The 11556-nt window shown below is 49.3% G+C and carries 10 protein-coding genes; 6 read left to right on the forward strand and 4 right to left on the reverse strand.

The window, feature by feature from the left end:
* Positions 1-236: 236 nt before the first annotated feature.
* The gene (locus F0P93_RS31590) at positions 237-392 is read left to right on the forward strand and encodes a hypothetical protein (RefSeq protein WP_191908914.1); all 156 of its coding nucleotides are present in this window, start codon (positions 237-239) and stop codon (positions 390-392) included.
* A gap of 9 nt (positions 393-401) precedes the next feature.
* Here the strand turns inward: F0P93_RS31590 and F0P93_RS24920 are convergent, their stop codons facing one another.
* Entirely contained in the window at positions 402-2105 is a 1704-nt protein-coding gene (locus F0P93_RS24920) for a sodium:solute symporter family protein (protein WP_150880448.1), read from the reverse strand.
* Positions 2102-2227, reverse strand: coding sequence for a hypothetical protein (locus F0P93_RS31915; RefSeq protein WP_255472417.1), 126 nt, complete (start codon positions 2225-2227; stop codon positions 2102-2104). Before F0P93_RS31915 ends, F0P93_RS24920 begins: the two co-directional genes overlap by 4 nt.
* Before the next feature lie 173 nt (positions 2228-2400).
* On the opposite strand from F0P93_RS31915, the gene F0P93_RS24925 reads away from it, so the two are divergent.
* Positions 2401-3189 carry an SDR family NAD(P)-dependent oxidoreductase gene (locus F0P93_RS24925; protein ID WP_150880449.1) on the forward strand — a complete coding sequence of 263 codons (789 nt, stop codon included), beginning with the start codon at positions 2401-2403 and terminating at the stop codon, positions 3187-3189.
* A gap of 66 nt (positions 3190-3255) precedes the next feature.
* On the opposite strand, the gene F0P93_RS24930 is transcribed toward F0P93_RS24925, so the two are convergent.
* Both F0P93_RS24930 and tilS read right to left on the reverse strand, forming a co-directional pair.
* Positions 3256-5535 (reverse strand): OmpA family protein, encoded by a 2280-nt coding sequence (locus tag F0P93_RS24930; RefSeq protein ID WP_150880450.1) that lies wholly within the window; start codon positions 5533-5535, stop codon positions 3256-3258.
* 143 nt (positions 5536-5678) lie between these two features.
* Positions 5679-7046, reverse strand: a complete 1368-nt coding sequence (gene tilS, locus F0P93_RS24935) for a tRNA lysidine(34) synthetase TilS (RefSeq protein ID WP_150880451.1) — start codon at positions 7044-7046, stop codon at positions 5679-5681.
* 130 nt (positions 7047-7176) lie between these two features.
* On the opposite strand from tilS, the gene F0P93_RS24940 reads away from it, so the two are divergent.
* The 4 genes from F0P93_RS24940 (at position 7177) to F0P93_RS24955 (ending at position 11544) form a co-directional block, all read left to right on the forward strand.
* On the forward strand, positions 7177-9297 hold the full coding sequence (locus F0P93_RS24940) for an OstA-like protein (RefSeq protein WP_225309631.1): 2121 nt from the start codon (positions 7177-7179) through the stop codon (positions 9295-9297).
* A gap of 188 nt (positions 9298-9485) precedes the next feature.
* On the forward strand, positions 9486-10127 hold the full coding sequence (locus F0P93_RS24945) for a T9SS type A sorting domain-containing protein (protein WP_150880453.1): 642 nt from the start codon (positions 9486-9488) through the stop codon (positions 10125-10127).
* Positions 10128-10269: 142 nt separating this feature from the next.
* Positions 10270-11154, forward strand: a complete 885-nt coding sequence (locus F0P93_RS24950; protein ID WP_150880454.1) for an outer membrane protein assembly factor BamD — start codon at positions 10270-10272, stop codon at positions 11152-11154.
* A gap of 69 nt (positions 11155-11223) precedes the next feature.
* Positions 11224-11544 (forward strand): DNA-directed RNA polymerase subunit omega, encoded by a 321-nt coding sequence (locus tag F0P93_RS24955; protein WP_150880455.1) that lies wholly within the window; start codon positions 11224-11226, stop codon positions 11542-11544.
* Positions 11545-11556: the final 12 nt, after the last annotated feature.

Here is an 11556-nt window from a genome sequence, read left to right on the forward strand (position 1 = left end):
AATTGAAAGCGGTTTTTATTTTTACATACAACTATACACCCCAAGGATAGTTTTCAGCATATTTGGATATGCCAACTGAACGCGTCCGTATTCAACAACTAGAACATCTCGCCATTGAGCAGGGACAAGCCATCGAGAGTGTGGCCCGGGGTTTAGCCAATCTGACCGTCACGGTCAAGTAGGAATTTGCCCAGGTTAACAACCGGCTTAATAGAATAGAAGGTGATGTGGCCGAAATGAAAACCGACGTCGCTGGACTGAAAACCGACGTTGCCGAAATCAAAACCGATGTCGCCGGATTGAAAACCGATGTGGCTAGTTTAAAAGTCGGACAGGGTCGTATGCAACTGACACTCGATATGCTCTTGGCGTATCTCAGAGAGCGTCTTTAGCCCTAAAAATCAGGAGGGAGTTACCGTTTTCTGCGTAGGCACAACCTGTTCCAGTAACCAGGCAATTCCGATTAACAGGACGCAACCGATGACATTCAGCCACAGAAATGCGGTCAGTTCAGCCAGCCAGCACCAGACGACAAGCCCCTCGGTAATCACGGCGGCCCAGAAGGTGGCCTTCCCTCCTATGGATTTGAAATAAAAAGCCACCAAAAATATCCCCAGAATAACGCCGTAAAAAAGTGACCCCAGGATGTTGACGGCTTCGATCATGCTCCCCAGCTTGCTGGCAAATTGGGCCACAATGATGCAGAACACCCCCCAAATGATGGTCGCCACCTTTGACGCCTTCAAATAATGCCCATCGGAATAGTCTTTGCAAAAAAGTCGCTTGTAAATGTCGACCACGGTGGTGGAAGCCAGCGAACTGTAGGCCGCGGCAATCGACCCCATCGACGCACTGAAAATAACGGCAATCAGTAATCCAATCAACCCGTGGGGCAGAAAGTCGAGAACGAAACGGAGAAAAACATAATTGACATCACTCGTATCGCCCACCGGGTTGTTCTTTTTAATCAGATTGACCACCTGCCCCTTCACCGCTTTGGCTTCTTCATCGGTTTTCAGGATTACCGCCTTGGTTTGTTCAACAGAAGCGTCGTTTTTTTCGGAAAGGGCCTTGTTTAAAGTCAAAACCGCCTTCTGGCGACGGGCCGCAATAGTTTGGTGTTCCGTTTCCAACTGCCGGTATTGATCCGCATACGGGCTTTTCAGCAGTTGATCGGTCTCTACTTTATTAAAAAAAACCGGGGAAGGGTTGAACTGGTAAAATACAAATACCAGCACACCCACCAGAAGGATCAAAAATTGCATCGGAACCTTCAACATTCCGTTGGCCAGCAACCCCAACCGGCTTTGCCCAATCGATTGACCCGTCAGATACCGCCCCACCTGCGACTGATCGGTACCGAAATAAGACAGTTGAAGGAAAAAACCGCCAATCAGTCCGGACCAAAGATTGTAGCGGCTGTCGGGGTCAAATTTGAGGTCGATGGTATTGAGCCGCCCGGCTTTTCCGGCCACTTCCAGCGCATCCATAAAACCGACATCCGCCGGAAGCAGATGCACCGTCATCCAGCCCGCAATAAACATGGCCACGGTAACAATCAGCATTTGCTGGAGGTGTGTATAGGAAATGGCTTTGGCGCCACCCGTCACGGTATACACCAGCACAATGCCGCCCATGATGATGTTGGTCCAGAAGATGTTCCACCCCAGAATGGTCGACAAAATGATGGATGGTGCGTAGATGGAAAGGCCCGTCGATAATCCGCGTTGCAGCAGGAAGAGCAAAGCCGTAAAGACGCGAACCCGGGCGTCGAACCGGGATTCGAGGTACTCGTAGGCGGTAAAAACTTTCAGCCGGTGGAAAATGGGAACGAACGTGACGGCAAGCACCACCATCGCCAGCGGCAGGCCAAAATAAAACTGAACAAACCGCATCCCGTCCGTAAAAGCCTGCCCAGGCGTGGAGAGAAACGTAATGGCACTGGCCTGGGTGGCCATCACAGACAGGCAAACGTGGTACCACGGCAATGACTGGTTGGCCAGCAGGTAATCGCCCATATTGCGGTTTCCCCGGCTGCGAACCACCCCATAAACAATGATGATCGCCAGTGTGCCAGCCAGGATGAGCCAATCGAGACTGCTCATGAAAAATACCGCATAAATCCGTAAAACAAGATAATTTCGAGCAGCAAACTGCCAATGACAATGCTGTATAACTGGCGCCAGGAACGCGCAAAAGGAGGCAAATCCGTAGATTTTTGGGTCATCGCAGAACGGTGGTTGGTTCTTTCTTCTTTATGGCAACGAAAATAGGCAAATCTCTCGTATACAATTTACCTTTCCCGTCATTAAAACTATCCTACCTTATTTTTGAATTGTTCAATTTTAAAGATAGTTTGCAGGCAGGCTTTTCCCGATCCCCCACAAGATACGGTCAAATATGGCAAAACTACCCGGAAATGACGCGGAGAAATCCGTTTTTGGTTTGGACGGCAAAGTGGCACTGATCACGGGAGCCAGCAAAGGCATTGGCGAGGACATTGCCCGCATCTTTGCCCGTTTCGGTGCCAGAGTCGTGATTAGCAGCCGTCGGCAAAGTTCCCTCGACGGCGTCGTTGCCGAAATCCGGAAAGACGGTGGAGAAGCCTGCGGCATTGCCGCCCATGCCGGCGACCACGACCAGCTCCGGCACCTGGTCGATAAAACCGTGGAGGTATATGGCGGAATCGACATTTTGGTCAACAACGCAGCTACCAACCCCATTTTCGGACCGACGATTGACTGCGATCTGGCCGCTTTCGATAAAATCATGCAGGTGAACGTCAAGGCCCCTTTTGAGCTCAGTAAAATGGTATATCCGATAATGAAAGCCCGGGGCGGTGGCAGCATCATCATGATGAGCAGCATTGCCGGCGAAACGCCCGACCCCGGTTTGGGCATGTACAGCGTTAGCAAAGCGGGTCTGAACATGCTGACCAAAGTTCTGGCCAAAGAATGGGGGCCCGACAACATCCGCGTCAACGCCATCTGCCCCGGCCTGATCAAAACCAAATTTAGTCAGGCGCTCTGGCAGGATGAAGCGATTCTGGCTCATTTTACGCACCGCTTGCCCATCGCCCGCATGGGTACCACCGACGAAATCAGCCCACTAGCCCTGTTTCTTGCCTCCAACGCATCGGCGTATTGTACAGGCAGTTTGTTTCACGCGGACGGCGGAACGTTGATTTGAGTCCTGACCACTGTACGTGTCAAAAGAATCTGACGGAATGTTCAGGAACGTTTTTTTTGAGTTTCTTCACTGAACCGATACAATTTTAAACTCTGTTCGTCGGTTTTTTTGGTGTTTACTTTCGGGACAGGCAACTTCGTCGGTACAGCCATTCAGGATTTCAGTCTCACCATACCCCTGAGCATCCAGCCTTGAAGGGTCGATCCCATGGTTAACCAGATAATCGACCGTGGCTCTGGCCCGGTAGGTCGACAGTTGCAGGTTGTAGGCATCGTTGGCGCGGCTATCGGTGTGCGACCGGAGTTCAATTTTCATTTCCGGGTATTTTTTCAAAAGAACGGCTAAATGATCCAGTTCCCGGGCGGCATCCGGGCGAATGAAAAACTTGTTGTAGTCATAATAGATGTTTTTCAGCTCAAATACATCGCCCTCACCATAGATCCCCTGCTGTTTTTCAATCAGCTTGGGATTTTTTCCAGCCTTCATTTTCGGGATTTGTTCACTGTTGGCTGTATAGCGGTTTTTCTGCGTGGTCAGCGTGTAGGGAGCCCCTGGTTTCATTTCGAATTCATATTTGCCATCCGTTCCGGTCACGACTTGCTGTTCCGATTTGTCTTTATCATTCCGCAAGGTCACCGTCACGCCCGGTGCGGGCTGCTGGTTTACTTCGGTTTTCACCGTTCCTTTCACCAGCGTATTTTCACTTTTTTCCAGGTAGATCGACACCGTCATCACCGGCCTTTCCGATTGCGTCATCGTCGAAAACCGGATGCTGTTGGGAGAGTACCCTTCCTTAATGGCCTTAAACTCGTAATCGACATTGGCATCGACACAAAAACCGGTTTTCCCATCAACCCCGGTAAAGCGCAAATCCTGATTCACCCCGGCTTTGATCACCCGAACATCGGCCACGGCGATGGGTTCACTGGTTTTGGCATCATAAACAAAAATGTTCAGTTGCTTGCAGGTTCGCCGGAAACTGTAAATATTGTCGTCACTGACACCCCGTTTCCGGTTGCTGCTGAAATACCCGGACGTCCGGTTTTTGGTGGTAATGAGGCCAAAGTCGTCTTTTTCCGAATTAATGGGATACCCCATATTCTGAACACCTTTAAAAGCGATTCCTTCCCGCAGTTCAGCATAAAACAGGTCGAGCCCCCCCAACCCTTCATGACCGTCCGAGGAGAAGTAGAGGTTGCTGTTTTCGTCAACAAACGGAAACATCTCGTTGCCTTCCGTATTGATTTCCTTGCCCATGTTCACCGGCGACGACCACTGCCCGTCCTTGAACTCGACCACATAAATATCGGTTCCGCCAAAACCGCCCGGCATATCCGACACAAAATACAGTTTGGTATCATCCGGTGATAAAGCCGGATGTCCGACCGAATAATCGTTGCTGCAAAACGGAAGTTCCTCGACCTTCTGCCAACTCCCTTTGGCATTTTCAGCGATGTATAATTTCAGTTTCCGAATGCCATCGTTACTTTTTCCGCCTTTCCCTTTGGCGGTGTTGTTACGGGTGAAAATGATCCGGCTCTGGTCTTTGAAAAAAGTCATCGGCCCCTCGTGGTATTTCGTGTTGAGCGTCCGGCTGAACAATTCGGTTTTGGAAAGCGACTTTTCTTCCACGGGTGCTAGCTCAACCGCGTCAGCCGTCGCATTACTTCCACCCAGCGAAGCCGCCCGGGCCGCGAGTTCTGCATTATTTTGCAGTTCAGCCGTATCAGGATAAAAATACAAGTCCAGAAACGGGGTTTGATTCCAGCCAAAAACCCGTTTGACCGGTCCCGTTTCGTCGCGCGCTGATACAAAAGCCAAACCGTTCTGGTAATACATCGGGCTAAAATCGGCCTGGCGGGAGTTGACCGGCAGAAATTCCACTTTATAGGAAGAGGAATCCTGAAAAAACCGGTTCATGTCCATGTAGGAAACCGTAAATTTCCGGCCCCGCAAGTCTTCATTCTGTTTTTCTCCATATTTGCTGTATAGTTTTTGCGAATCGCGGTATTTGCCATTGGCGGCCAGTGCCTGGGCGTAGTAAAGGTAATTTTTGGAGTCGGTTTCGGGAAATTCCCGGATCAAATCGGCGTAGATTCGTTCGGCATTTTTAGTATCCTGCAACGCGCGGTAACTATAGCCCAGTTTGGTGTAAGCCTCCTGCACTTCAGCGGGATCTTTCTTTTTGTCGAGTCGCAAAAAATCCTCATACGCCCGGGCCGCATTCACATAAGCCAGATTCTCAAACTGTTTGTTAGCCGCCTTCAGTCGCGCACTTTGCGCCTGAACGGCCAACGCCACAATACTCAGGATGGCACTCAGCAGGAACAATCGTACGTATTTCATAGTGAATTGAAAGGGTTACTCATCCAAAGCATCAAAATGAATGCCAAAAATTGTTTGTACATCACATTTATACGTATTGAAATCGTATCTTTTAGCAACCGTTGACAAAAAAAGAAAACGGTTTTTAAAAAATAAAGGGATTGTTATCCGACAAGGAGACGCTCAATTTTCAGAATTTTTCGGGTCTGATCGGTCACGCGATACCGGTCGTCGGGCCGGTATCCGATGAGCCAGGCGATGGCATCACCCGCCACGACGACCCAGGCAGAACGCCGGTCGGTCAGGGAGACTTTCCGATTGGTCAGAAAATTGCCAACCGACAGCTTGCCTTTCATGCCGAGCGGCTGGAAGCGATCTCCGGTTTGCCACCGCCGAATGGTCAACGGCCCGGAAATCCGGTCTGCATCCAGGCAGGCGATATCCGGATTGGGTGGGATCTGGAAACCGGCTAACGACTCAATGATTTCGAATCGTAAACAAAAGTGATCAAAAATAGACACAACGCCAGACGGCACGTTATTGAACCAAATCTCCTGATTCGCAACGGATTGTAATGCTGAAATGACTAGATAGTCACGATCGCGAAGCAATTGATGAGTCGCCGATGCAAATTTTTGCCCAAAACCGTCCCCCCGAACGGCTTCAGCAAGGGCATCCATCTGAACATACTGAAAACCGTACGGTTTCAGCCATTCGGACAACCGAAAAGCCCACTCCCGCTGGTTGAGAAGTTGTTGAATCGAAAGAAAAACGCCTTCCGGACGGTTTTCGGCCATGATTTCCCACGACCGGCGCATTTCCTCATCAATCAGTTCATCCGCCGATTGCAAGCGCGCAACGGTGGTTGGGAGGGTTTGCAACAGGCTGGGGTTCATCTCTTTCAAAACGGGAATCACCTGATGGCGAAGGCGGTTTCGGCGGTATTTGTCGGACGCATTGGAACTGTCGTCGCGCCAAACCAATTCCATTTCCCGCGCATAGTCGCCAATGGTTTCACGATCGGCAAACCAGAGTGGCCGGATGATGCGCCCCTGCCGAATGGGAATGCCCCGCAATCCGGTCAGGCCCGTACCGCGTACGAGGTTGATCAGGATCGTTTCCAAAACATCATCCTGGTGGTGAGCCGTTGCAATACCGGCATAGCCGTTCTCCTCCGCCAGGTGCTCAAACCACGCATACCGCAGGTGCCGGGCCGCCATCTGCGTCGAAATCCCCTGCTCTTCGGCCTGCTGCTTTGCCGGTAAACGGGTCGTATGAAACCGGACGCTATGCCGCTCCGCGAGGGCTCTCACAAAGGCCTCATCTTCATCGGATTCGGCCCCGCGCAACTGAAAATTGACGTGGGCGATCCCGTACTGAAACCCTGCCATTCGAAACAACTCTGCCATGACCACCGAATCCAGCCCACCACTAACCGTCAGCAGGATGCAATCAGTTTGGTTAAAAAGTTGTTCTCTGTTAATAAAGCTTAAAAACTGGTGTTCTATCGCCCGGTTTCGCGTTAAAGCCATAATTTTGTACCCGAAATGGTCTGAAATCCGTTGCGTCGGTTCAGTAGAAAAGTATTCCTAGTTAATCATTTAATCGGCGTAATCCCAGTTTCGATTCGTTAGAAAATTTTTTTCCATGCATCGCAACCCTTTGAATAAAACAAGCGTCTATAGCAATAAAGTGGTCCACAAACTCCTTGTCCTGCTCCTGGTTTTGCTGGTCAGTACGGCAAACGCCCAGATTAGCAATCCGGCAGCGGGGGGCGCAACCGATATTGTGATTCTGAAACGGGCCGACCAACTGGAAGGCCTGCAATCGGGAACCGAAGAGATTCGTAAACTGACCGGTAACGTTGAGCTTCTGCACAATAATACGCTGATGTTTTGCGACCGGGCGGTTCAGAATCTGACCACCAACGTCATTGAAGCTTACGGCAATGTACGGATGATTCAGGGCGACACACTGAGTGTCAAGGGAGATACTTTGTTCTATTACGGGGCCAGTCGGCAAGCCAACGTCACAGGGCGAACGGTGGTACTGAAAGACCGGAAAATGACACTGACCACGCGTCGGCTGGATTACGACATGGCCAACGGAATCGCTCATTATCCGGTGAAAGGCCGGATTGTTGATCGGGAGAATATTCTGACGAGCCGGGAAGGTTATTACGACACGCGGACGAAACTGTTTACGTTTCATGAGAATGTCAAACTGGTCAACCCGCAGTATACGCTGACCGCTGATTCGTTGCTTTACAACTCGTTGAGTAAAATCGCCACGTTTCAGGGGCCAACCAAAATTGTGAGCAAGGAAGGAACGCTGCTTGCCAAAGACGGTGATTACAATACCGTCTCGCGCCTGTCGAACTTCCAGCGCCGGGCCACCATTGAAACGGAGAAATATACGCTGACGGGCGATACGTTGTTTGGGAATAACGCCAACGATTTTTATACCGCCCGTGGCAATGTGGTTCTTTTTGCGAAGGGAGATCAAACCATTCTGACGGGCGATTTTGGTCGATACAACCGAAAAGCCGGTGTAGCCCGCATGATTGGACACGCCCTGGTCAAGAGCATTTCACGTTCGGATACGCTGTTTATGCGGGCAGATACCCTCTGGTCGTTTGAACTCCCCAATCCGAAATACAAAAAGGGGAAGACCAACACGGATTCGACGTACCGGCGGTTGATCGGCCAGCGAAATGTGCTGGTTTTCAAGAATGATTTGCAGAGCAAATGTGACTCGATCGTGTATGAAACAGCAGACTCTACCATCTACTTTTTCAAGGATCCCATAGTCTGGAGCACGAATTATCAGATGGAAGGTGACTCGATAACGGCATTGATGAAAAATAATCGCATCCATAAAATGTTACTTCGGGGCCATTCTTTCGTCATATCACAAGATACATTGCTCAATTTTAACCAGGTGAAAGGCCGGACACTAACCAGCTATTTTGCGTATGACCGGAAAAGTGACCGATCTGACATCGATCATGTGGTGGTTGAAGGCAACGGGGAGAGTCTGTATTTTGCCGTCGATGACAAGAATAAAATGGTGGGTATGAACCGGGTGTTGTGCAGTAAAATGACGATCCGATTTGCGGACCGTAAGGTCAACAAAATTAGTTTTTATGGCCAGCCGGACTCCAAATTGGTTCCTCCGCAGGAATTGAAAGACGCTGACAAACAACTGGATGGTTTTAACTGGCGGATGGCCGAAAAACCAACCAAAGCCCGCATCCTGGGTTTACCGGAAACAGCACCCGCACCGACGACGGTTTTAAGTGCAACATCGGTAAAAAAAGCGGCAACAGCCGTTCTGCCCGAAGCATCAGCTACCACCAAACGGGAAGTTCCGGTAAACGAGTCAAAAATGAAAGGGTTGATTCGGAAAACGTCCGGAAACACCGTGGAATCCACAACTGTCAAAGAAGCGGTTTCGGTGAACAAGCCCGCCCCCGTTCCGACGGTTGAACCGAAAAAGGAAATTGAAAAAGTGAAAACGGCCGCCGTTCAGCCCGTTGATAGTGCTACCACTGCGGCCGTAAAAAGTGTACCGCTGAAAAAAACATCTGAGGCACCGAAAATCACGAAAAACCCGACCGTTGCCAGCCCGGAGAAGAAAGTGAAACCATTGGACAGCTTATCGACCGAAAACTCGAAAAATACCATTACAAAACCAGCGCTCCGTACCACGCCAGCGCCGGTAGAAGAAAGCGATCTGGAAAGAGAACTTAATAAAAAACCGGTCCGGAAAACCGGTAACTGATTAGGTGTCCAGCGGTTTACAAAATAAATTTTTGAATCTGTTTTAAACCTTTGGGGTACCATTCGGTTCTAACTGACAAAAAAGGGATTGAATTGCAATTTTTTGAGGAAGTGGTCGTTGACTTTCTCATTTTTTTAAATATGTTTGTGATGGGGTATTATATCCACCCAGTTACCGAATGAAATTATATGAAACAACCTGTACGTTTATATGCCTGGTTAACTGGATTGGCACTTCTGGTATCGCAGAGCCTACTGGCTCAGAGCGATAGCAGCAAGCCCAAAAGTCGGTTGGAGTTGGGGCAAAAACCCGCACCGACAAGCCGTGTCATTCATTCCCGCAACTTCCCATTCCTGAAGCATCCCAGCGTTTCCAGTCTGGATCGTGGTGTCACCGCTCAGAAAAATACGGCCATCAACCAATTTTATCGCAATCAACTTCTGCACACCTCGGCGGGTAAAACCCCGGCTCGCACAGCCAGTTCGGATACCGGCAACTTGCCTGCACCGGAAGCCCGGGTGTCGGCGGAAGAAACCCGGAAAATTGAAGATTGGATGTACGCCAGTGACCGGATCACGGTATCGAATATTTACCCGAATCCGGCCAATGAAAGAGCTGAAATCGATTACCAGATATTCGGTGGGGTAAAAGACGCGAAACTCATCTTTTACAATGTGTTAGGTGCTCAGGTGAAAGAGTATGTTCTGGATCGGAATGAGCGAAAAATCCGGATTGCAACCAGCGAAATGAATTCCGGGATGTACTTTTATCAACTGTCTTTGGAAGGACAGAAAATCGCAACCAAAAAGTTAATGGTCAGTCATCAATGACGATCGATATAAAGTTTGATAGGCAGTAGGCAGTTTTTCTGTTTACTGCTTATTTTTTTGCCTGCCAGCCCCCTCAACGTCAGCACTATTTACAGGGAATGATCGTTAGTCTTACAGAGATTTTTATTAATTTTGCATCCTTATGCAGCATTGTTTGAAAGCAGGTACATTAGCGGTTGTGTTGTTGGTGTTGATTACGTCATGCAGCCCATTTCAGAAATTACAGAAAACGGGAACCGATGATCAAAAATATCAGGCGGCCGTCACGTACTTTAAAAAAGGAGAATTTTACCGGGCGGGCCTGTTGTTTGAAGAATTGATCCCTATTCTGAAAGGAAGCACGGAATCGGAAATGGCTCAGTTTTACCGGGCTCACTGCGAATACCAGCAGCAGAACTATCAGTTGTCGTCGTTTCACTTCAAGCAATTTTACGAAACCTTTGCCCGAAGCGATTACGCCCACGAAGCGATGTATTTCTACGCGCTTTCGCTGTACAAAGATTCGCCGAACTACAATTTGGATCAATCCAATACGCTGACAGCCATGGCCGCTTTGCAGGACTTTATCAATGCCCACCCGCAGAGCCCTTTTCGGCAGGAATGTACCCAGTATATCGCCGTTCTGCGCGACAAGCTGGAACTGAAGGCCTACGATAAAGCCAAGCAATACTACAAGACCAGTGCCGCCAACATTGCCAATTACCGGTCGTCGGTGGTTTCCATTACCAATTTTCTCCGCGAATACCCGGATTCGAAATACAACGAAGAACTGGCCTATCTGCGCGTCGATGCGCAATACAACCTGGCAAAAAACAGCTTTGCCGACAAGCTGAAAGAACGGCATCAGGAAGTGGTGACCTATTACCTGGCACTGGTAGACAAGTTCCCGAAAAGCCCGGATCTAAAAAAAGCCGAGCGGATGTATGAAGACAGCCGCAAGGAACTGGAAACCATCGCCAATCAGGAAAAAGAAAAATTGAATCAGCAACAGAAACCGGCCAAAGTCACTGCGACGACGGCCAATTAATCACTAAACAGTTGTCCGAATTTACCAGCATTCGGCGGCTGAAAACCGAGTTGAGAAAACCAAAAAACTATGGCAAATAATCCTTCGATCATCACCCGCGATACCGATAAAATTGCGGCCGCAACAGGTAATCTGTACGAATCAGTATCGATCATTTCAAAACGGGCGCGGCAGATTTCGAGCAAAATGAAAGAAGAACTGAGCAACAAACTTTCAGAATTTGCGTCGGCCGTCGACAACCTGGAAGAAGTGTTCGAAAACCGGGAGCAGATTGAAATTTCAAAATACTACGAACGTCTTCCCAAACCGACTACGGTGGCAACGGATGAGTTTCTGGAAGGGAAACTGCAATGGCGCACGGTTGAAGAAGACACGAGCAACTCGCTGTAATTCTTTACGTTA

The sequence above is a fragment of the Larkinella humicola genome (genome assembly GCF_008727875.1).
GTDB classification, from domain to species: domain Bacteria; phylum Bacteroidota; class Bacteroidia; order Cytophagales; family Spirosomataceae; genus Larkinella; species Larkinella humicola.